This is a genomic window from Methylocystis sp. Uni0008 (genome assembly GCF_056838045.1).
Genome location: NZ_CM166370.1, coordinates 2,642,459 through 2,662,409, shown reverse-complemented (window position 1 = coordinate 2,662,409; position 19,951 = coordinate 2,642,459). Strand labels below are relative to the sequence as shown.

The window sequence follows — 19,951 nt, the reverse complement described above, 5'->3', positions numbered from 1 at the left end:
TTTATCCGGCTCCACGCGCAGCCCGATCGTGAATCAAACGCGCCGTCGAGCTTAGCGCCATGGCCGCGCTTGTCTATCCAAGCCAAAGCCCCCGAAAGAAGGGCGCAAATACCTCCCCCTTGCGGGGAGGTCGCTCGCCGAAGGCGAGCGGGTGGGGGTAGATGCTGCGCGCTCCGAGATATCACCCCACCCGGTTCGCTTCGCGAACCACCCTCCCCGTCAACGGGAGGGAGTTGCGCCCTTTCCTGCTTCAATCGGATCGTTTTAACACTGCGGCTTCCGCGTTGACGCCCCCGGCCCCGCTCCCTACTGTGCCGCGCTTCCCACACAGATTGCACCGCACAGAAAGCCCATGTCCGCACCGCTCCTTTTGTCGCCCGAACTCGTCGAAGCCGCGCGCGTCTCGCCCGCCTGGCCGTTCGAGGAGGCGCGAAAGCTGGTCAAACGCGTGGAGGCCAGCGGTCAGAAGAGCGTGCTGTTTGAGACCGGCTATGGACCTTCCGGCTTGCCGCATATCGGCACTTTCGGCGAGGTCGCCCGCACCAGCATGGTGCGACGGTCCTTCGAGATCCTGACCGAAGGGAAGATCGCGACGCGTCTCCTCGCCTTCTCGGACGACATGGACGGGCTGCGCAAGGTCCCCGACAACATCCCGAACAAGGAACTCGTCGCCGCCAATCTCGGCAAGCCCTTAACGCAGGTGCCGGACCCTTTCGGCACCCATGACAGTTTCGGCGCCCATAACAACGCCCGGCTGCGCGCCTTTCTCGACGCCTTCGGCTTCGAATACGAATTCGCCTCGTCGACGGAATATTATAAGAGCGGCCGCTTCGACGCCGCCCTGAAGCACATGCTCGAGCGCTACGACGCGGTGATGAAGATCATGCTGCCGAGCTTTCGCGAGGAGCGCGCGGCGACCTATTCGCCCTTCCTGCCGGTCCACCCCAAGACCGGCATCGTCATGCAGGTCGCGCTCGACGGCTATGACGCGGACGCCGGCACGATCTCCTGGACCGATCCTGAAACGGGCGAAAAATTCACGACGCCCGTCACCGGCGGGCATTGCAAGCTGCAATGGAAGCCGGACTGGGCGATGCGCTGGTATGCGCTCAATGTCGATTACGAGATGGCCGGCAAGGACCTCATCGACTCAGTGAAGCTGTCGGGCGCCATCGTGCGCGCGCTTGGCGGCCGTCCGCCGGAAGGCTTCAACTACGAGCTGTTTCTCGACGAAAAGGGCCAGAAAATCTCGAAGTCGAAGGGCAACGGACTGACGATCGAGGAATGGCTGACCTACGCCAGTCCCGAGAGCCTCGCGCAATTCATGTTTCAAAAGCCGACAGCGGCGAAGCGGCTCTATTTCGACGTCATCCCGCGCGCGGTCGACGACTATCTGAATTTTCTCGACGCCTATCCGCGTCAGGACTGGAAGAACCGTCTCGGCAATCCGGCGTGGCACATCCACGCCGGCGATCCGCCGGCGGCGGAAACGCTTGAACATGAAGGCGAGGCGAAGGGAACGAGCGTCTCTTTCTCGATGCTGCTCAATCTCGCCGCCGTCGCCAACGCCGAAGATCCGGCGGTTTTGTGGGGCTTTCTGCGCCGCTATGCGCCGTCTGCGACGCCGCAGAATCATCCGCGGCTCGACAAGCTCGTGGGCTACGCCGTCGCTTACTTTCGCGATTTCGTGAAGCCGGCGAAACTCTATCGCGCGGCGGACGAGGTCGAGCGCGAGGTGCTGCAAAAGATCGATCAAACGCTTTCGGGCATGACGAACGCCAGCGCCGAAGAGATTCAGGCGGCGCTCTACGACGTCGCGCGCGCTGTGCCGCGCTATCAAGACTTCAACGCGAAGGGCGCGACGCCCGAGCGGCCCGGCGTCTCCAACGACTTCTTCAACATGCTCTATGAAGTGCTGCTCGGCGAGAAGAAGGGCCCGCGTTTTGGCTCCTTCATCGCGCTTTACGGGATCCCGGAAACACGCAAGCTGATCAAGGACGCGCTCAGCGGCGCCTTCACGCGCGAGCCCGCCTGATGCGCGCCGCCGACGCCGATATTCTCATCGTGCCGGGCTGGAGCGATTCCGGCTCCGACCATTGGCAAAGCCGCTGGCAGGCGAAGCTTTCGACGGCGCGGCGCGTGACGCAGCGCGATTTCGAGAAGCCGATGCGCGCCGAATGGGAAGAGACGATCGCGCGCGAGGTTCTCGCCAGCGCGCGGCCTGTGGTGATCGTCGCGCATTCGCTCGGCGTGATCGCCGCGCTGCATGCGGCGCAGCGCGTCGGCGACAAGATCGCCGGCGCCTTTCTCGTCGCGCCTCCCTCGGAAGCGGTGGTCCGCGAGCTGCCGTCGGTCGATTCGGCGTTTCTGCCGATACCGCGCGCGAAGCTCGCGTTCCCCGCGGCAATCGTCGGGAGTAGCGACGATCCTTACGCGGACCTGCTTTTTGCGAGACAGCTCGCGCAGGACATCGGCGCTGAGTTCATCGACGCGGGCGCGAGCGGTCATATCAATGTCGATAGCGGCCATGGGCCGTGGCCGGAAGGCTCGCTCGCCTTCGCCAATTTCATGGCGAAGCTCTAGCGGAGCCCTGTTCTTCAATCGCGCGCCAGTTGAAAACCACGCCGGACTGCTCTAGAACAAACAAGGAACATAAACGAGAGCCGAGGTCATGCTGACGCGCCCCGAAAAGCTCGCGATCCTTGCTGACGCCGCGAAATACGACGCCTCCTGCGCCTCGAGCGGCGGACCTAAACGCAATTCCCTGGGCGGCAAGGGCGTGGGTTCGACGAACGGGTCGGGCATCTGCCACGCCTATGCGCCGGACGGGCGCTGCATCTCGCTGCTTAAAATTCTGATGACGAATTTCTGCGTCTTCGACTGCGCCTATTGCGTCAACCGCGTGTCGTCGAACGTGCGCCGCGCGCGTTTCTCCGTTGAAGAAGTCGTTTCGCTTACCCTCGATTTCTACAAGCGCAACTATATCGAAGGGCTGTTTCTTTCTTCCGGCATTATCCGCTCGCCCGATGAGACGATGGCGGCGATGGCGCGCATCGCCAGATCTTTGCGCCTCGATCATGATTTTCGCGGCTATATCCATCTCAAGACCATTCCCGAAGCCGATCCGGCGCTCATTGAAGAAGCTGGACGCTACGCTGATCGGCTGTCGATCAATGTCGAACTGCCGAGCGCGGCGAGCCTGTCCCGACTCGCGCCGCAGAAGCGTCTCGGGGAAATCAAGAAATCAATGGGCCGGCTGCGGCTTTCGATCGACGAACATCGCGAGGAGCGCAAGAAGAGCCGCAAGGCGCCGGTCTTCGCCCCTTCCGGCCAGTCGACGCAGGTGATCGTCGGCGCCGACAGCGCGCGCGACATGGACATTCTCTCGATGAGCGAAACGCTCTACGCAAGCTTTGGCCTGCGACGCGTCTATTATTCGGCCTTCTCGCCGATCCCGGACGCCTCGAAAGCGCTTCCGCCTGTTGCGCCGCCGCTCGTTCGCGAACATCGGCTCTATCAGGCCGACTGGCTCATTCGCAATTACGGCTTCGCGCTCGACGAGATCAGCGCAGCGGCGCAGGACGGCATGCTCGATCTCAAAGTGGATCCAAAGCTCGCCTGGGCGCTCGTCAATCGCGCGCGCTTCCCGGTCGACGTCAATCGCGCGCCGAAAGAAGCATTGCTGCGCGTGCCCGGCCTTGGCGCGCGCGTCGTCGAGCGCATCATCCGCACGCGACGCTTCAGGACGCTCCGCCTCGTCGATCTCGGCCGTCTCGTGCAATCGCTCGACAAGGTGCGGCCCTTCGTCGTCGCCGCCGACTGGCGCCCGACCGCGCTGCTCGATCAGGCGCGCCTGCGCGAAAAACTCATCCATGCGCCCCGCCAGCTCGACCTCTTCGCCGCGTGACATCTTTCCTGCCGGCCGCGATGAAGGCCGCGAGAGGAAACCGGTCCGCGTTGCGCTGACGCGCGAAGACGACGTCGAAGCATTTCTGCTGCACGCGCAGGCGCTGCAGTCGACGACGCCGCCCGAGAACGTCATCTGGTCCGTCGGCGGAGACGCCGATCTCTTTGCCGCCTCGGCGTTCCCGCCCGACTTGTCGAGTTCCTCGACGCCTCTTCCGGAGTCATTCGTCGCGCGCGCGCGAAGCGCCGGCCTGCACAGCGACCGCGAACGTTTCGCGCTGCTCTATGCATTGTTATGGCGCATGCGGCGCGCGCCCAATCTTCTGCAGATCGATTCCGATCCGCTGGTGGCGCGCGTCCAGAGTTTCGATAAGGCGGTCCGCCGCGACATTCATAAGATGAAAGCCTTTGTGCGTTTTCGGCGCGTCATCGCGCCGGACGGCGAGGAGGCGTTCATCGCCTGGTTCGAGCCTGACCACCATATTGTCGCAGCCGTAGCGCCTTTCTTCGTGAGGCGCTTCACCAATATGCGCTGGTCGGTTCTCTGCCCCCGCGCGAGCGCCCATTGGGACGGCGCAGCTTTGACGATCGGCGAGGGCGCGAAACGCCACGATGCGCCAAACCATGACGAACTTGAACGCGAATGGCGCGTTTATTTTTCCTCGATCTTCAATCCCTCGCGCCTGAAAGTGAAAGCCATGACCGCGCAGATGCCAAAGAAATACTGGCGCAATCTGCCCGAAGCGCCGCTGATCGCGCCGCTGATCCGAGACGCCGCCGCGCGATCGTCGCAGATGGTCGCGGCGGCGCCGACGCGACGATCGCGCTACGCCCGCGCGGCCATCGCCCCGGCGGACAAAGCGGAGAGCGAGGCTGGATCGCTGTCGGCGCTTGCCGAGCAGGAAGCCGGTTGCACGCGATGCCCGCTTTACAAGAACGCGACGCAGGTCGTTCCCGGAGAAGGATCGCCGCACGCCCGCGTGCTGCTGATTGGCGAGCAGCCGGGGGATCAGGAAGATCTTTCGGGACGCCCGTTCGTCGGGCCCTCTGGCAAGCTCCTCGACATTGCGCTGGAGCGCGCCGGCGTCGCCCGCGACAAATGTTTCGTCACCAATGCGGTGAAGCATTTCAAATTCGAGCCACGCGGCAAGCGCCGCCTGCACAAGAAACCGGACGCCGGCGAGATCGACGCCTGCCGATGGTGGCTCGATCGCGAGCGCGCCCTGCTCCGCCCCGGATTGATCGTGGCGCTCGGGGCGACCGCGATTCGCGGCGCGCTCGGCCGCTCCGAGGCGGTGTCGCGCCTGCGCGGCGACATCATTGAGCTCGACGACGGCGCGCAATTCCTGGCCACCGTTCATCCCTCCTCTCTGCTACGCTTGAAGGATGAATTGGATAAGCGTCAGGCGTGGCGAGGCTTCCTCGCCGATCTTCGCAAAATCGCCGAATGGATCGAAAAAGACGACGCGCTGCGCGCGGCGAGTTAAACGGCTCGCGCTGGCCGCAGCGCTGCCCTTCGCCGGCGCCGCCCATGCGGAGCTGCTGAAATTCGAAACGCGGCCGGTTGGCGCGAACGAGACGGTTTCCGCGACGGTAAGGCTAGACGGAACGTCGTACGAAATCAGGGGAACGCTTGCGAAACCAGCCAAACCGCCGGGCGGCGGCGTGAAGTCGATGCTGATCGAGACGCAGCAGAGCGACGACGTCAGACCGCTGGCGCTGGAACGCGGTCTCGCCGTGCTGACGCTGGAGTTCAGCAAGCTCGCCGACAAGGCCAGAGCGCAGGCGCTTCGCGACGTGCTCGGACATGTTCGCGGCGCGCTCAAGATGAAGCGCGTTATCGGGCGCGCGCAGGGCGCCGACGCCGATTTAATGTCGGACGCAGCCTCGGCGTTCGACGGGCTGCTGCTTCACGACGCGAACCGCGAGCCCGCCGCGCCGACGCGATACATCGCGACCTGGGGCGCCGACGCCTATTGGCGCGAGAAGCCGCGCGTCGAATTCGACAAGAGCGCGCCGCCGAACGGCCGGCGCTTCTATCTCGCCGGGATCGCTGCTTCGACGTCCAGCGAGAATTGCGCCGCGCCCGTTAACGTCCGCCCCATGGCGCCGGCGCAGCGGGCGCTGTTCGCCGCGCTCGACGAATGGACCGCGAGGGGCGTCGCGCCGCCCGCCTCCCGCGCGCCGCTCGACGCCGATCTGACGCCGGCGCAGGACCTCAAATGGCCGAAGATTCAAGACCTGCCCAAGCCGCCAGAGGGCGCGCGCCGCGTCCCGAAAATCGACGCGGACGGCAATGACGTTCCCGGCCTGCGTTTGCCCGATCTGGCGCTGCCGATCGCCGCCTTCCTGGGCTTCAATGCGCAAAGAGATAAGAAGGGACCGCCGTGCGGCGCGGGCGCAGCGACGCCTTTCGCCGCGACCAAAGCGGATCGCGAGAAAAACGCCGATCCGCGTCGCTCGCTCGTCGAGCGCTATGGGTCGCGCGCCTATTTCGTCGCGACGATGCGGGTCGTCGCCGACAAGCTTGTCAAGGAGCGGCTGCTGTTGCAGCCGGACGCGGACGCCTATGTCGCCGCGGCGCGATCGGCGCCCTTCTAGGAATTGAGGACGAATATCCCGGCGTTGAGATAGGTCGCGAAAGCCACCCAGAAGGCGGTCGGCGCCAGAGCATATCCCGCAACCCGGTCGAGCCGAAAGAACAGGACGATCGTCGCGATGACGAGTGCCTCCATGGGCACGACGACGATGAGGCCGAGCAGCGGGTTTCGCGCCCCGAAGAAGGCGGAGGACCAGGCCGCGTTCAAAATGAGCTGCGCGAAGAACACGATGATCGCGGCGCGGCGGCCCGGCGCTCCCGGCTCGAGCCGGAGAATGCGGTAAAAGGCGTAGGCCATCAGAACGTAGAGGGTGGTCCACGCCGGCCCGAACACCCAGTTCGGCGGATTCAATGGCGGCTTGGCGAGGGTGTCATACCAGGGGATGTTCGGCGTCGTGGCGAAACTGCCGAGGACAGCCGCGACGAGCACCGGCGCGGCGGCGGCCACCCCGGCGACGAGCCGCGACGGCCGGTCGGTAAAAGACGTCCAACTGGTCATTGCGCCTCCTCACGCTGCGTCGCCCCGCATATCGGGCGCAGCGCGGCGGCTTCAAGGCTGCTGCAGGGTCCGATAATAGACGGGCGTCGCGCCGGCGCGGACGCTGTTCTGGGATGCGAACATGTCGTCCTTGAGCCAGTTGGGCGCGCTGTCTTCGCGGTGACGGCTGATGAGAGTCTTGTCGCTCTCGCCGAGATAGATTCGCACGCCGCCCCAGACAGCCTTGTAGTCATTCTCGCCGACGCGGCCTTCGACGAAGCCGGTGACCGCGGAATTTCCGAGATTCCAGACGAGCGCCTCGCCGCTGAGCGCCGCCGCGTGTCGCCCGCCGACATAGCGATGGCCGACCGAGATTTTGACGTTGTAGGTCGGATAGACGCTGATATCGAACATGTCGAAGAAGCGCCCGCGCCGCGGCTGCCACTGATAGGCGAGATATCCCGGCCCATAGCCAAGCGGCGTGAAGAAGTGGCCCGAACTCTCCTCATAGCCGGCGATGCTGGAGACTGAGAACGGTCCGTAATAATAGGCGCCTTCGGCGCCGACTCGGAACCGCGTGTCGTCGAGGCGCTTGTCGTGGGCGATGGCGCCATAGCCGCCGAGAAGACCCACGCTCGGGTCGCGCCAGAAGGCGTGTCCGGCGCCGCCGCTGACGAAGAAGCCGCGATGCGCCGCGGCGATCGCGTCGATCTGGAATCCGAACCGATCCCCGACCGGAGCGGCGATCGACCCCATGCCGCCGGCAGAGGCGTTGTTCAAGCGCGCAAACCCGAGCCACTCCGACCCGCCGCCAAAGCCTTCGAGCTTCCCGTTCACGCCGTCGACGGCGCGTTTGGGGCCGGGATTGTCGGTCAGCGGCGGCGTCCACCACGACGGATTTTCGGCGCGCGCTGAAGACGCAGCGAAGGCCACCGCCAGAATGGCGAGAAGCTGACGCTTGAAAGACATGTCGATTGAAGTCCCCTGCGGTGTTTGAGAGCCTTTCACCCTAGCGAGGTTCAGCGTCGCTGACTGTGACATTGCCGCAACAGCCTTCCAGAATAGAACCGTTCCAAGAGCCTCATCCACAGCGGTTAATATTGTGGATCAAAGTGTTGGGTGGCGGCGCCGAGATGTTCGCCCAGATTGTCGCGCGTCGCCGGGTCGACGATGGCGAAGGGCGCGGCGACCGCCGCTCCGGCCACGCCGCCCACCGCCGAAACCGCGCCCGCGGTCGCGAGTCCCAGGTGATCGCCGAGGCCCGCCTGGCCGTCCCTGAGCGGCTGACCCTGCGCCAGCCTGGCGCCGATGGAGCGCACGACCTGGGGGGAGGATGCGAATTTGCTATGCTCCAAGGGATCGCTGGTGGCGATGCCCGTCAGATCGACGACCTTCACCCGGTCCCGGTCGAGGACTTCCTGATAGGGGGACGCCTTCGGATCGACCGCGCCCAGACGCGTATTGCCCCAGAAGCGGCGGGACGCCGCCAGCGCGTCGTCGTCGCGCGAGGCGAACAGGGTGAAGATCGAGGGTCGGACGCCGCCAATCTCCGCGATCTGGCGACGGAAGACGTCGAAGTCGACGTCCGGCGAGGCGAGCATGACGTTCTGGATTTTCGATCCGATCTGGCCGTTGCGGATCGCCATTTGGCGCAGCGCTTCGAGCGTCACCCAATTGCCCATGGAATGCGCGAGGATCGAAATCTCGCCGACGTCGCGATCGCGCTGCAGGGCTTGCAGCACGCTCTCCAGCGCGTCCCGCGAGTAGCTGGCGCTCTCATGGTCATAGCCATATTGCAGCAGCCGGCCGCGCGATGGCCATGTGAACAGCACAGGCGTAACGTCGGCGCGCGAGTCGTGGACGATCTGCGCGAAGCGATAGACGGCCTCCTCGAAACGCGTGTTGAAGCCGTGCACGAAGACCAGCACTTGCCGCCTGGGCGTCTTGCGAATGCGGGCGTTGAAGGCCGCGAGCGCCGCGTCCCGGCTCAGCACATCGGCGTGAACGGTGGTGAATTGGGTGGCGGGATCAGGCGGGGCTTGCGGCCATTGCACGTCGCCCACCGCGCGATTGGCGTCGGGCGGGATAGAGACCGCTATGTCGGCGAAATGGACGCCGTGCCCGCGTTCGCCCGAGAACATGACGCCCGGCTCGGATTGATCCGGCTCTCGAGTGGTGACGACCAGAAGATCGACGACGCTTCCCCCAGGCGCGACCTGATTGGTCGCGACGAGCGTTCCATGCGGACGGCTCGCGCACGCGCTGAACGTTAGCGCGAGAAGCGCCGCCAATACGATCCGCCCGCGCCCCATACGCCGCCCGTGCTCAAGTTTCTACGCGCCGCCGCCAAGGCGAAGCCAAACACGCTCCGTCCCGCATCTTTGCGGCTCAAATGCGACGCCCGCGCGCATTGTGCGCAATCGCACTGATTTCTTGAGAGGAGTGCGTCATTATGGCCATGCTCGCGCAAGAAGCGAGCGTCGGAGGCGGGGCTGGGACGAATCGCCTCCGACTGCGCAGGGGAAGGCCCAAAGCTTTCCCCTGCCTATCAACTGCGGGTCAGCGCCTTTTCGATGTCCTTGAGGGGATGGCGGGTCAGGTCCTTGGCGAGTTCGCCAATGACCTTGCCCTGCGCCTTGACCGACAGCTCCTTGCGGATTTCGCCGAGGGATTTTGGCGGCGCGACAATGGCGATCGCGCTCAATTCGCCCGACTCCGCCGCCTGATTGATGCGATCCGCCATGGCGCGGGCGAAGCGCTCTTCTTCCAGCTCATGCCAATCGGCGTCATCCACGGCGCTGCGCACGCCGCCCTTCGAGGCGAAGCTGCGGCCGGGCTTGTCCGAGCCTTGCTCGCGCGTCGCGGGGTTCTCGTCGATACGCGTCTCGACGACGCGAAGGTCGAGGAGTTCCGCGTCGCCGTGGTTTTGAAAAAACAGCGCCCGGCGGCCGTCTCCGACCAGCACCCAGGCGCCATTGCCGACTGAAAATCCGCTCATGACGTTCCCTCGCCTTTTAATGTCGTTCTCATGCTTGCTTGCGCAGGGAGGACCGTCGGTCCCGCCACGCACAACGCGCGCCGCAAGATGCATGAATCTCGTATCGTCGCGGGGGATCTATCACAAGAGCCGCCGTTCGCGCGCCCCCCGTCTGGAGGTAGCGCGCCGCCGGGCGCGTTCAAATCGCGCCGCGCGTCTCAGGCGGCGAGCTGCGCCGTATTCTCTTCCTTGCCGGGCGCGGCCTTCATCTCGCGCAGCGCGGCGTCGAGCGCGCCCTCGCCTGCCCGCGGCGCCAGGGCTTTCAGGCGGGCCGCTTTGCGTCGAATCGCGCGCTCATTGAGGGCCCAGAGCAGCCAGCAGGCGGCGGCGATGCTCAAGAGGGCGGTATAGGGTTCGCCAAAAGCGAAAGATTTAAGGAAGGACAGGTCGGGCGCGCATTCCTTGGCGTATTCGCAGGCGTCCGACCAGTCCTGAAACCACTGTTTGACCGCTTCCATCGTGACCTCCTTGGCGCCGCGCCGATGTTTTCGACGGACGCACGCCCCGTCAGTCGAATCGCATAGCGCAGCTATTTGGCGATGATTGTGCGTTGCAGCATATCGCGCGTCAATTGGGCGCGGCCCGGTCAAATTGGCGCACCGGCTTGAAACTAAGCAGAAAACTCCCCGCGGCGGTCATCGCTGACGTCCCTGCGTTCCTCTCCATGTGGCGCGCTGTTATTGCGAGGCGCGCACGCAAAACGCGCGCCATCCCCATGAGTTGAAAAGCAGCGATTCAGGCAGGCGCCAAGGTCGATTTTCTGACAAATAGGGACGCATTGCCGCCACTGGAGGACGAAAGATGCGAACGCCGCTCGTCATTTCGATGTCGCTTCTCGCGATCGCCCTGGCGCTCTCGGGCTGCGGGGTGAATTATCATTTCAATCCGGGGCCGCGCACATGGCCCGCCGCGCCGCCCGCCCCGAGCAAGTGAAACCTTCGCGCATTCAAACGAGGGAGATCATGGCCACTGTCCGACTGCTTGCCGACGACGAACTCTCGCCGCAGGCGCGGGAAGTCTTCGCCGACATTCGCGCGACGCGCAAAAGCGACTTCGTCAATAATTTCTGGCGCGCGCTCGCGCATGATCCCGTGACGCTGAAGCGCACCTGGGAAGGCGTGAAGCAGGTGATGGGTCCGGGCGTGTTGGAGCCGAAGGTGAAGGAGATGCTCTACATCGCCGTCTCGATCGCTCACGCCTGTCCCTATTGCATCCATTCGCACACGGCGAACGCCCGCGCGAAGGGAATGACGGAAGAAGAATATGGGGAGTTGCTGGCGATCGTCGGCATGGCGTCGGAGACGAACCGGCTTGTCACCGCGCTCGGCGTGCCGATCGATGAGGAATACGAGGTGCTGTGAGCGCTCGATGGGATTAGGCGCTGGACCTAAGCCAATAAGCGGTCCTCATGCTGAGGAGCGCCCTCAAGTCGGGTTTACCCGACTTGCGCATGTAAATGTCGATCTCGGGCAAGCCCGAGATCGAGGCGCGTCTCGAAGCACGTGGACTGCGGCACCAATCATAGAGGGCGCGGCTCTCGATCGTCGGCATGGCCTCGGAAACCAACCCTCGTCGCCGCGCTCGGCGTGCCGATCGACGAGGAGTACGAGGTGGGGTGAGCGCGCGTATGGCCGAATGTCATGCACGCGCCTATCACGGGCGTGATGCTGGGAGCCAAATCCCTAAAAAATGCGACTGAAGTCCTTTGTTCCCGTTGCTGCTAGTGTCCTGATTCAGAAGTTTCTATCCAGCTTTGGCTTGGAGGTCGAGGGTGCGACGGCAGAAGCGTTCGATGGAGGCCAGAATGTCGTCGGCTGACTTGGTCCAGCGCAGCGGCTTCGGATCAGCGTTCTGTTGGGCGAGGAAAGCCTTGATGGCGGCGATGAGGTCTTTGACGGACTTGTGCGCGCCTCGCTTGATCTGCTTTTCGGCCAGCAGCGCGAAGAAGCGTTCGACCTGATTGATCCACGACGACGATGTCGGCGTGAAATGCATGTGCCAGTGGGGCCGCTTGGCGAACCAGTTGCGGATCACTTGCGTCTTATGGCTCGAAGCGTTGTCCATCACGACGTGAATGTCGAGGCCGGCGGGAACGTTGCTCTCCACTTCGTCGAGAAACTTGCGGAACTCCTGCGCGCGATGGCGCGGCATGCATGTGCCGATCACACTGCCAGCCTTCACGGTCGTCTCAGCCGTGACAGCAGCGATGAAGCCGGCAAAGAGCGTCGTAGTGCCGTGGCGGTCGTAGTCGTGCGTGCGCCGCTCGACTTGTCCAGGGCGCATCGGCAGCAGCGGCTGCGTTCGATCAAGCGCTTGTATTTGGCTCTTTTCATCCACGCATATCACCAGCGCCTTGTCGGGCGGATCGAGATAGAGGCCAACGATGTCGCGCACTTTCTCGACGAACTGCGGGTCGGTCGAGAGCTTGAAAGTCTCGGTGCGATGCGGCTGTAGGGAGAATGCACGCCAAATGCGATGAACCGACGAAGTCGACACGCCCGATGCTTTCGCCATGCCGCGCGTGCTCCAGTGCGTCGCGTTCTTGGGCTGCGTTTCGAGTGTCCTGGTCACGATCTCCTCAACGCGGTCGTCGCCGATCTTGCGTGGCGCGCCACAGCGCGGCTCATCGTCGAGACCATCGAGACGGTGCTTGGCGAAACGCTCGCGCCATGTGCGCACGGTCTGCCGCGTTACACCGACCGCAGCCGCGATCTCGCAGTTGTTGAGCCCGTCAGCGGCCCGCAACACGATCTCCGCGCGTTGCGCATGCCCACGCGCCACCTTGCGTCGCCGGACGAGCCTTTTGAGGTATTCCCGTTCGTTCTCGCTGAGCTCAATCTTGCTCGCTTTGGTCGCTCCGTCCCTCGCCATGCCGCCCTCCCGAATCCCGCCTGGGCCGAAGGAATCACAATCGCGAAAACGTGGCTAGTAATTTCTGGGACAGGACACTAGCTAATGTTGGCAGCAGACGGAATCTACCCTCGCCTCGCAGCGGCCGCATGCCATACCCGGTCGGCAATGTCTTTGTCCCAGTCCAATTTGATAAGATAGTTGATGCCTAGCTTAGCGTGATATTTCGCGAACAGTAGTAGAAACGCGACGAAATCCCGCGATGCATTCCAGGGTACCTTGCCCGTCGCAGCCTCCAAGAACTTCTTATCAGGAGGCGAGATTGCCTTCAGCACTTCGTTCACACTCTCCAGTCCAACTGCAGTGGCCAACCGATAAAGTTCTTCAATATAACCCTCTTGGTTGCCCACGTAAAAGTTCAATTTCAGAAGATATTCATTCAAATCTGTACCATCATACCAAGACTTTACCGCCTCAGACAGGATATCAGGTGCAAGGGGGATATGCTCATCTCCCTTTTTCATAGCCTCATGCGTTGATTGCTTACGCGCAGTTATAAGGTCGCGAATTCCAACGAACTCCTCATCAGCTAGTGTCCTGATTCAGAAGTTTCTATCCAGCTTTGGCTTGGAGGTCGAGGGTGCGACGGCAGAAGCGTTCGATGGAGGCCAGAATGTCGTCGGCTGACTTGGTCCAGCGCAGCGGCTTCGGATCAGCGTTCTGTTGGGCGAGGAAAGCCTTGATGGCGGCGATGAGGTCTTTGACGGACTTGTGCGCGCCTCGCTTGATCTGCTTTTCGGCCAGCAGCGCGAAGAAGCGTTCGACCTGATTGATCCACGACGACGATGTCGGCGTGAAATGCATGTGCCAGTGGGGCCGCTTGGCGAACCAGTTGCGGATCACTTGCGTCTTATGGCTCGAAGCGTTGTCCATCACGACGTGAATGTCGAGGCCGGCGGGAACGTTGCTCTCCACTTCGTCGAGAAACTTGCGGAACTCCTGCGCGCGATGGCGCGGCATGCATGTGCCGATCACACTGCCAGCCTTCACGGTCGTCTCAGCCGTGACAGCAGCGATGAAGCCGGCAAAGAGCGTCGTAGTGCCGTGGCGGTCGTAGTCGTGCGTGCGCCGCTCGACTTGTCCAGGGCGCATCGGCAGCAGCGGCTGCGTTCGATCAAGCGCTTGTATTTGGCTCTTTTCATCCACGCATATCACCAGCGCCTTGTCGGGCGGATCGAGATAGAGGCCAACGATGTCGCGCACTTTCTCGACGAACTGCGGGTCGGTCGAGAGCTTGAAAGTCTCGGTGCGATGCGGCTGTAGGGAGAATGCACGCCAAATGCGATGAACCGACGAAGTCGACACGCCCGATGCTTTCGCCATGCCGCGCGTGCTCCAGTGCGTCGCGTTCTTGGGCTGCGTTTCGAGTGTCCTGGTCACGATCTCCTCAACGCGGTCGTCGCCGATCTTGCGTGGCGCGCCACAGCGCGGCTCATCGTCGAGACCATCGAGACGGTGCTTGGCGAAACGCTCGCGCCATGTGCGCACGGTCTGCCGCGTTACACCGACCGCAGCCGCGATCTCGCAGTTGTTGAGCCCGTCAGCGGCCCGCAACACGATCTCCGCGCGTTGCGCATGCCCACGCGCCACCTTGCGTCGCCGGACGAGCCTTTTGAGGTATTCCCGTTCGTTCTCGCTGAGCTCAATCTTGCTCGCTTTGGTCGCTCCGTCCTTCGCCATGCCGCCCTCCCGAATCCCGCCTGGGCCGAAGGAATCACAATCGCGAAAACGTGGCTAGTAATTTCTGGGACAGGACACTAGCTCAAACAAACCAGCGATGCGATGAAGCCGACGTTGCAGGGATGAGGGAACGGTGATCTCCTGCTTGTATTGCAAAGCATGGGAAACAGCGCACCAAGCGTGCTGAATGATCGATCTAATTTGCACCTCAGCCTTCAAATCGGACAGGGCCTTCCACTCAGACAAAGCGGCTCTGTTTTGGGAAAGTTTGATGATGAGGTGCGTTGACAGATAGCCAAATCTATCGGTCTCCATGGCTGCAGTCCTATGCGACATCTCCTCACCAACAACCTCGAATTCCTTGCGAATTGATTCCGCTACGACGTCAACATCATCTGCATAATAGGTTATTATGCGACACCCACATAAATCATCGATCTGGTGCATTGGGTCTGAATAACTTTTTCCTGGACGAAGTATCTTTTCTCTAAAGCTTTCAACCGTCTTCGCACGAGCTTCAACCGTATGAATTTTCAACCCCTGACTCTGGACGATTTCCGTAAGTAGCGTTTTGAGCTTTCCAGCAAAGCCTTCATAGGCGTGGCGATTCCTTTGGTAGAGGCCAACCTGCTCTACTATCAATCGATCAGACACTTAAGCATTCCCTATAGTCCCCTACACCAACCTACTCTGCGCCTTCGCCGCGGCGATGAAACTCGCGAAAAGCGGATGCGGCTCGAACGGGCGCGACTTCAATTCCGGGTGATATTGCACGCCGATGAACCAGGGGTGCTCGGGGATTTCGACCGTCTCGGGCAGAAGCCCGTCGGGCGAAGAACCCGCAAACAAAAGCCCGCAGTCCTCTAACCGCTCGCGATAGGCGAAATTCACCTCATAGCGATGGCGGTGGCGCTCGGAGATTTCGCTCGCGCCATAAATGCCCGCGATGCGCGAGCCCGGCTTCAACAGCGCGGGATAGGCGCCAAGCCGCATGGTGCCGCCGAGACCCTCGCCGACGCCGCGCTTTTCGAGCTCATTGCCCTTGAGCCATTCGGTCATCAGGCCGACGACCGGCTCGGCGCAGGGGCCGAACTCCGTCGAATTCGCTTTCTCGATTCCGGCAAGCGCGCGGGCGGCCTCGATCACCGCCATCTGCATGCCAAAGCAGATGCCGAAATAGGGCACGCCGCGTTCGCGCGCGAAACGCGCCGCGAGAATCTTGCCCTCGGCGCCGCGCTGGCCGAAGCCGCCGGGGACGAGAATGCCGTGCACATGTTCAAGATGCGCGGCCGGATCGGCGGTCTCGAAAATCTCCGATTCGATCCAGTCGAGATTGACCTTGACGCGGTTCGCCAGACCGCCATGCGCGAGCGCCTCGATGAGGCTCTTATAGGCGTCCTTCATCTCGGTGTATTTGCCGACGACCGCGATGGTGACTTCGCCCTCGGGATTGTTGATGCGCTGCGTCACCGCGTTCCAGCGGCTCATGTCGGGCTTTGGCGCGGGCTCGATGCCGAAAGCGGCGAGCACCTGCGCATCCAGCCCCGCGGCGTGATAGGCGCGCGGCACGTCGTAGATGTTCGAAGCGTCGCGCGCCTCGATCACCGCCTGTTCGCGCACGTTACAGAAGAGACCGAGTTTGCGGCGCTCCTCGCGCGGAATCTCGCGGTCGGTGCGGCAGAGGAGAATGTCCGGCTGAATGCCGATCGAACGCAGCTCCTTCACCGAATGCTGCGTCGGCTTCGTCTTCAACTCGCCGGCGCTCGGGATGAACGGCAGCAGCGTCAGATGGATGTAGATGCAGTGATGCGGCGGCAGATCGTTCTTGATCTGGCGGATCGCCTCGAAGAACGGCAGGCCCTCGATGTCGCCGACGGTGCCGCCGATCTCGATCAGCGCGAAATCGACGTCCTCATTGCCCTCGAGGATGAATTCCTTGATGGCGTTGGTGACATGCGGAATGACCTGGATCGTCGCGCCGAGATAGTCGCCGCGCCGCTCCTTGTTGATGATGTCCTGATAGATGCGGCCGGTGGTGACATTGTCCTGGCGCGAGGCGGGACGGCCGGTGAAGCGCTCGTAATGCCCGAGATCAAGATCCGTCTCGGCGCCGTCGTCGGTGACGAAGACCTCGCCGTGCTGATAGGGCGACATCGTGCCCGGATCGATGTTGAGATAGGGGTCGAGCTTCCGAAGCCGGACCGTGTAGCCGCGCGCCTGCAAAAGCGCGCCGAGCACCGCCGACGCCAAGCCCTTGCCAAGTGAGGAGACCACGCCGCCGGTGATGAAGATGTACCGCGCCATGGGGCTTAACGCCTAACGCCTTTCCAGCGATTCTGATAGCGAATTTTAGCGGGCCGGGGGCGATCGCCCCCAGCCGAGTGCGTCGGATGGACGACTGAACGTAAGGCTTACTGAGTCGGCGCTTTCCAGATGGTCGGCGGCGCGGACTTGGTTTCCGGCTCGGCGGGCTTGGCCGCTGGGGCGGCTGGCTTGGCCTCGGACTCGGCCGGCTTCGATTCGGCGGGCTTCGACTCCGTGGCGGCCGGCGGCGCTTCGGTCTTCGGCGCTTCCCACTTCAGGCCATCGTTCTTGGACGCATCGTTCTTGGACGCGTCGGGCTTCGGCGCCTCGGCGGCCGGAGGCGTCACGGCCGGCGCGGCGGGGGCCGTCTGGGCCGGCGCAGCGGGCGCTTCGCTCTTCGGCGCGATAGGCGTCGTCGCTTCAGGCTTGGGCGCTTCCGCCTTCGGCGACTCGGCTGGCTTCGGCGCTTCCGCGGCCGGAGCCGGCGCTGTGGGCTCCTGCGTCGGGCGCAGCGCGGGCGCTTCGGCGGCGGGCGGAGTCGTCACGGCGGGCGGCGTCGCCGCGGCCGGCGGGGTGGTTGTCGCCGGCGGGGCGGCGGCGGGCGGCGCCTCTGCGGGCGCGCTCTGCTGACGCTTCTGCTGCGCGCGCTGGAGCTGGTCGAAAATGCTGTCCTTGCCGGGCTCGGGCGCCTTTTCCGGCGCGGCCTGCTCGCCCTTTACGTCGCCCTTGCCTTCGCCCTTGGGAAGCTCCTTGATCTGGATTGATCCCGGATCGATCGCCTTGGTCCAGTCGTCGCCGCCCTCGCTGCGCCGCTCCCAGGCCGGCAGCACGGTCAGCGCGATGCTGGTGATGAAGAAGATCGTCGCGAGAATGCCCGTGGCGCGGGTGAGCGCATTCGCCTGGCCGCGCCCCGTGAAGACGCCGCTGCCGCCCATGCCGAGCGCGCCGCCCTCCGACTTTTGGTAAAGCACGAGAATGACCAGCGCCGTCACCACCATCAGGTGGATCGCGATAATGACCTGCTGCATGTGAACCCTTCCAGCCGCGCCGCAGCCGAACTCGGCGCGCAATCCGTTGGGCGCCTTCTACACCAAGCGCCGCGCGCACGGAAGGGGCGAAAGACCGTGCGATCAGCCGCTAAACGCGAATCGCGAGCCTGACGGCTCGCGATTTCTGGCGTCCCTAACGGCTCGACGCCATCAGTACGTATTCCCGTCCTGGCCCTTCCACTTCGAGCCTTCCTGGTCGAAGCGCGTCTCGTCCTTGAACTCGATGACCTTGCCCGGCTCGATATATTGCTTGTCCTTGATCATCTGGTTCTGGATCGTCGTCGAATAATAGCTCGTATTGTCCGAGCAGCCGGGCTTCGGCGCGCCGCCCTCGGGCTTGCATTCGAGATTGGCGCCGTTCGGGAAGCGCACGTTCGCGGTATAGTAGAACTCATAGCCCGCATGGCCCGCTCCTTCGACGTCGAGCGGCCAGAAGCGGGTGATCTCGAACTTCTCGATCACCGCGTCCTTGTCGAATTTCTTCTTGATCAGATTTTCGAAGACCTGCTTCGCGTGCTCGGGCTTGGGCTCGCAATTGATGAGGCAGAAGGCCTTGGCGGGCGCGGCGCCGGCAAGGGCGCCGAACAGACCAAGCGCCGCGATTGTCATGATGGTTTTGTAGCTCTTCATTTGCGTCTCCCAACTGCGCAGAGCGTCTGCGCATCGCTTCCCGCCGACGTCGTTCGTTGATCTGACGCGTCTCGCGCGAAGCCCCCTTGCGTTTGACATTTTTCAAGCTGCACGGCTAAGCGGGCTGCGGCAAGCAAAGAGTGGCGGGCGAATTGTCGCACGACCAAGAGAGTTTTCGCGCGGTTGCGTCGCTTGGCGCCGCGCTCTATTGACGGCGCGAGTTTCAAGCCGACGAAGAGGTATTCATGGCCACATACAAGCTCCTGCTCCTGCCCGGCGACGGCATCGGTCCGGAGATTTCCGCCGAAGCCGAGAAAGTGCTTGCGCTTCTGAACGAGGCGGGCGTCGCCAGTTTCGAAGTCGAGCGGGGGCTCGTCGGCGGCGCGGCTTATGACGCGCATAAGCAGGCGATCAGCGAAGCCGACATGAAGCGCGCGCATGAGGCCGACGCCGTGCTGCTCGCCGCGGTCGGCGGCCCGAAATGGGACGGCGTCCCTTACGACGTGCGGCCGGAAGCCGGACTCCTGCGCCTGCGCAAGGATCTCGGCCTTTTCGCCAATCTGCGTCCGGCGATCTGCTATCCGGCTCTCGCCGACGCCTCGTCGCTGAAACGCGAACTCGTCGACGGCCTCGACATCATGATCGTGCGCGAACTGACGGGCGGCGTCTATTTCGGCGAGCCGAAGGAAATCACCGAACTCGGCAACGGCCAAAAGCGCGCGGTCGACACGCAGGTCTATGAGACCTACGAAATCGAGCGCATTGGCAGGGTCGCTTTCGAGCTGGCGCGCAAGCGCGGCAACAAGGTCACGTCGTCCGAGAAGTCGAACGTGATGAAGTCCGGCTATCTGTGGCGAGAGGTCATTACGGCGCTCCACAAGCGCGAATATTCGGACGTGAAGCTCGAACATATGCTGGCCGACGCGCTCGCCATGCAGCTCGTGCGCTGGCCCAAGCAGTTCGACGTCGTCGTCACCGACAATCTCTTTGGCGACATGCTGTCGGACGAGGCCGCGATGCTCACCGGCTCGCTCGGCATGCTGCCCTCTGCTTCGCTCGGCGCTGCGGATGAAAAGGGCAAGCGCCATGCGATGTATGAGCCCTGCCACGGCTCGGCGCCCGACATCGCCGGCAAGGGCGTCGCCAATCCGATCGCGATGATCGGCTCGCTCGGCATGGCCCTGCGTTACAGCTTCGACCTGCCGAAAGCGGCCGACGCCATCGACGCGGCGATCGCCAATGTGCTGGCGAAGGGGCTGCGCACGGCGGACATCAAGGGCGCCGCGCCGTCGACCGTCTCGACGAAGGAGATGGGCGATGCGATCGTCGCGGAGCTGAAGACGACGCTGTCTTAAGGA

General features: G+C 63.4%; 20 protein-coding genes. 8 read left to right on the top strand and 12 right to left on the bottom strand.

All coding sequences use genetic code 11. The features are described 5' to 3' along the window. Positions 1 to 352: 352 nt before the first annotated feature. The 5 genes from AC0X69_RS13285 to AC0X69_RS13265 all read left to right on the top strand — a co-directional run bounded on the left by AC0X69_RS13285 (position 353) and on the right by AC0X69_RS13265 (position 6,507). Positions 353 to 2,035: a lysine--tRNA ligase gene (locus AC0X69_RS13285; RefSeq protein WP_482608274.1), complete on the top strand. Its 1,683-nt coding sequence runs from the start codon at positions 353 to 355 to the stop codon at positions 2,033 to 2,035. Next, on the top strand, positions 2,035 to 2,583 hold the full coding sequence (locus AC0X69_RS13280) for an RBBP9/YdeN family alpha/beta hydrolase (RefSeq protein ID WP_482608273.1): 549 nt from the start codon (positions 2,035 to 2,037) through the stop codon (positions 2,581 to 2,583). The genes AC0X69_RS13285 and AC0X69_RS13280 overlap by 1 nt, the downstream gene beginning before the upstream one ends. 88 nt (positions 2,584 to 2,671) lie before the next feature. After that, a complete protein-coding gene (locus AC0X69_RS13275; protein ID WP_482608272.1) occupies positions 2,672 to 3,907 on the top strand; it encodes a putative DNA modification/repair radical SAM protein in 1,236 nt (411 codons plus the stop codon). After that, positions 3,873 to 5,393, top strand: a complete 1,521-nt coding sequence (locus AC0X69_RS13270) for a UdgX family uracil-DNA binding protein (RefSeq protein WP_482608271.1) — start codon at positions 3,873 to 3,875, stop codon at positions 5,391 to 5,393. Before AC0X69_RS13275 ends, AC0X69_RS13270 begins: the two co-directional genes overlap by 35 nt. Next, complete coding sequence (locus tag AC0X69_RS13265; protein ID WP_482608270.1) at positions 5,293 to 6,507, top strand: alpha/beta hydrolase domain-containing protein; 1,215 nt, start codon at positions 5,293 to 5,295, stop codon at positions 6,505 to 6,507. Before AC0X69_RS13270 ends, AC0X69_RS13265 begins: the two co-directional genes overlap by 101 nt. Here the strand turns inward: AC0X69_RS13265 and AC0X69_RS13260 are convergent. From AC0X69_RS13260 to AC0X69_RS13240, 5 genes are all read right to left on the bottom strand, one after another. Then, positions 6,504 to 7,004: a TspO/MBR family protein gene (locus AC0X69_RS13260; RefSeq protein WP_482608269.1), complete on the bottom strand. Its 501-nt coding sequence runs from the start codon at positions 7,002 to 7,004 to the stop codon at positions 6,504 to 6,506. The two genes, AC0X69_RS13265 and AC0X69_RS13260, sit on opposite strands and share 4 nt — an antisense overlap. Positions 7,005 to 7,055: 51 nt before the next feature. Next, positions 7,056 to 7,952: a hypothetical protein gene (locus AC0X69_RS13255; RefSeq protein ID WP_482608268.1), complete on the bottom strand. Its 897-nt coding sequence runs from the start codon at positions 7,950 to 7,952 to the stop codon at positions 7,056 to 7,058. 125 nt (positions 7,953 to 8,077) lie between these two features. Beyond that, positions 8,078 to 9,295: an alpha/beta hydrolase gene (locus AC0X69_RS13250; protein WP_482608267.1), complete on the bottom strand. Its 1,218-nt coding sequence runs from the start codon at positions 9,293 to 9,295 to the stop codon at positions 8,078 to 8,080. A 236-nt stretch (positions 9,296 to 9,531) separates the two neighbouring features. Then, the gene (locus AC0X69_RS13245; protein WP_482608266.1) at positions 9,532 to 9,981 is read right to left on the bottom strand and encodes a baeRF12 domain-containing protein; all 450 of its coding nucleotides are present in this window, start codon (positions 9,979 to 9,981) and stop codon (positions 9,532 to 9,534) included. A gap of 197 nt (positions 9,982 to 10,178) precedes the next feature. Continuing rightward, on the bottom strand, positions 10,179 to 10,478 hold the full coding sequence (locus tag AC0X69_RS13240; protein WP_482608265.1) for a hypothetical protein: 300 nt from the start codon (positions 10,476 to 10,478) through the stop codon (positions 10,179 to 10,181). A gap of 343 nt (positions 10,479 to 10,821) precedes the next feature. Between AC0X69_RS13240 and AC0X69_RS13235 the strand changes: the two genes are divergently transcribed. Beyond that, positions 10,822 to 10,953, top strand: a complete 132-nt coding sequence (locus AC0X69_RS13235; protein ID WP_482608264.1) for a hypothetical protein — start codon at positions 10,822 to 10,824, stop codon at positions 10,951 to 10,953. Positions 10,954 to 10,982: 29 nt separating this feature from the next. Further along, positions 10,983 to 11,381 carry a carboxymuconolactone decarboxylase family protein gene (locus AC0X69_RS13230; RefSeq protein ID WP_482608263.1) on the top strand — a complete coding sequence of 133 codons (399 nt, stop codon included), beginning with the start codon at positions 10,983 to 10,985 and terminating at the stop codon, positions 11,379 to 11,381. Positions 11,382 to 11,763: 382 nt separating this feature from the next. On the opposite strand, the gene AC0X69_RS13225 is transcribed toward AC0X69_RS13230, so the two are convergent. From AC0X69_RS13225 to AC0X69_RS13195, 7 genes are all read right to left on the bottom strand, one after another. Then, positions 11,764 to 12,891 (bottom strand): IS630 family transposase, encoded by a 1,128-nt coding sequence (locus AC0X69_RS13225; RefSeq protein ID WP_482607591.1) that lies wholly within the window; start codon positions 12,889 to 12,891, stop codon positions 11,764 to 11,766. A 104-nt stretch (positions 12,892 to 12,995) separates the two neighbouring features. Continuing rightward, positions 12,996 to 13,394, bottom strand: a complete 399-nt coding sequence (locus tag AC0X69_RS13220; protein ID WP_482608262.1) for a hypothetical protein — start codon at positions 13,392 to 13,394, stop codon at positions 12,996 to 12,998. An 88-nt stretch (positions 13,395 to 13,482) separates the two neighbouring features. Beyond that, entirely contained in the window at positions 13,483 to 14,610 is a 1,128-nt protein-coding gene (locus AC0X69_RS13215) for an IS630 family transposase (protein WP_482608261.1), read from the bottom strand. 54 nt (positions 14,611 to 14,664) lie between these two features. Further along, the gene (locus AC0X69_RS13210) at positions 14,665 to 15,264 is read right to left on the bottom strand and encodes a GTP pyrophosphokinase (RefSeq protein ID WP_482608260.1); all 600 of its coding nucleotides are present in this window, start codon (positions 15,262 to 15,264) and stop codon (positions 14,665 to 14,667) included. A 21-nt stretch (positions 15,265 to 15,285) separates the two neighbouring features. After that, positions 15,286 to 16,914, bottom strand: a complete 1,629-nt coding sequence (gene pyrG, locus AC0X69_RS13205; protein ID WP_482608259.1) for a CTP synthase — start codon at positions 16,912 to 16,914, stop codon at positions 15,286 to 15,288. Positions 16,915 to 17,021: 107 nt separating this feature from the next. After that, complete coding sequence (gene secG, locus AC0X69_RS13200; RefSeq protein ID WP_482608258.1) at positions 17,022 to 17,942, bottom strand: preprotein translocase subunit SecG; 921 nt, start codon at positions 17,940 to 17,942, stop codon at positions 17,022 to 17,024. Between the two features lie 171 nt (positions 17,943 to 18,113). Next, a complete protein-coding gene (locus tag AC0X69_RS13195; protein WP_482608257.1) occupies positions 18,114 to 18,593 on the bottom strand; it encodes a hypothetical protein in 480 nt (159 codons plus the stop codon). A 245-nt stretch (positions 18,594 to 18,838) separates the two neighbouring features. Between AC0X69_RS13195 and leuB the strand changes: the two genes are divergently transcribed. After that, the gene (gene leuB, locus AC0X69_RS13190) at positions 18,839 to 19,948 is read left to right on the top strand and encodes a 3-isopropylmalate dehydrogenase (RefSeq protein WP_482608256.1); all 1,110 of its coding nucleotides are present in this window, start codon (positions 18,839 to 18,841) and stop codon (positions 19,946 to 19,948) included. The last annotated feature ends 3 nt before the right edge of the window (positions 19,949 to 19,951 follow it).

Excerpts from the sequence above, each read along its gene's own strand:
- AC0X69_RS13285 (WP_482608274.1), top strand. The coding sequence starts at position 353 with ATGTCCGCACCGCTCCTTTTGTCGCCCGAACTCGTCGAAGCCGCGCGC.
- AC0X69_RS13280 (WP_482608273.1), top strand. The coding sequence starts at position 2,035 with ATGCGCGCCGCCGACGCCGATATTCTCATCGTGCCGGGCTGGAGCGAT.
- AC0X69_RS13275 (WP_482608272.1), top strand. The coding sequence starts at position 2,672 with ATGCTGACGCGCCCCGAAAAGCTCGCGATCCTTGCTGACGCCGCGAAA.
- AC0X69_RS13270 (WP_482608271.1), top strand. The coding sequence starts at position 3,873 with ATGCGCCCCGCCAGCTCGACCTCTTCGCCGCGTGACATCTTTCCTGCC.
- AC0X69_RS13265 (WP_482608270.1), top strand. The coding sequence starts at position 5,293 with ATGAATTGGATAAGCGTCAGGCGTGGCGAGGCTTCCTCGCCGATCTTC.
- AC0X69_RS13260 (WP_482608269.1), bottom strand. The coding sequence starts at position 7,004 with ATGACCAGTTGGACGTCTTTTACCGACCGGCCGTCGCGGCTCGTCGCC.
- AC0X69_RS13255 (WP_482608268.1), bottom strand. The coding sequence starts at position 7,952 with ATGTCTTTCAAGCGTCAGCTTCTCGCCATTCTGGCGGTGGCCTTCGCT.
- AC0X69_RS13250 (WP_482608267.1), bottom strand. The coding sequence starts at position 9,295 with ATGGGGCGCGGGCGGATCGTATTGGCGGCGCTTCTCGCGCTAACGTTC.
- AC0X69_RS13245 (WP_482608266.1), bottom strand. The coding sequence starts at position 9,981 with ATGAGCGGATTTTCAGTCGGCAATGGCGCCTGGGTGCTGGTCGGAGAC.
- AC0X69_RS13240 (WP_482608265.1), bottom strand. The coding sequence starts at position 10,478 with ATGGAAGCGGTCAAACAGTGGTTTCAGGACTGGTCGGACGCCTGCGAA.
- AC0X69_RS13235 (WP_482608264.1), top strand. The coding sequence starts at position 10,822 with ATGCGAACGCCGCTCGTCATTTCGATGTCGCTTCTCGCGATCGCCCTG.
- AC0X69_RS13230 (WP_482608263.1), top strand. The coding sequence starts at position 10,983 with ATGGCCACTGTCCGACTGCTTGCCGACGACGAACTCTCGCCGCAGGCG.
- AC0X69_RS13225 (WP_482607591.1), bottom strand. The coding sequence starts at position 12,891 with ATGGCGAGGGACGGAGCGACCAAAGCGAGCAAGATTGAGCTCAGCGAG.
- AC0X69_RS13220 (WP_482608262.1), bottom strand. The coding sequence starts at position 13,394 with ATGAAAAAGGGAGATGAGCATATCCCCCTTGCACCTGATATCCTGTCT.
- AC0X69_RS13215 (WP_482608261.1), bottom strand. The coding sequence starts at position 14,610 with ATGGCGAAGGACGGAGCGACCAAAGCGAGCAAGATTGAGCTCAGCGAG.
- pyrG (WP_482608259.1), bottom strand. The coding sequence starts at position 16,914 with ATGGCGCGGTACATCTTCATCACCGGCGGCGTGGTCTCCTCACTTGGC.
- secG (WP_482608258.1), bottom strand. The coding sequence starts at position 17,942 with ATGCAGCAGGTCATTATCGCGATCCACCTGATGGTGGTGACGGCGCTG.
- AC0X69_RS13195 (WP_482608257.1), bottom strand. The coding sequence starts at position 18,593 with ATGAAGAGCTACAAAACCATCATGACAATCGCGGCGCTTGGTCTGTTC.
- leuB (WP_482608256.1), top strand. The coding sequence starts at position 18,839 with ATGGCCACATACAAGCTCCTGCTCCTGCCCGGCGACGGCATCGGTCCG.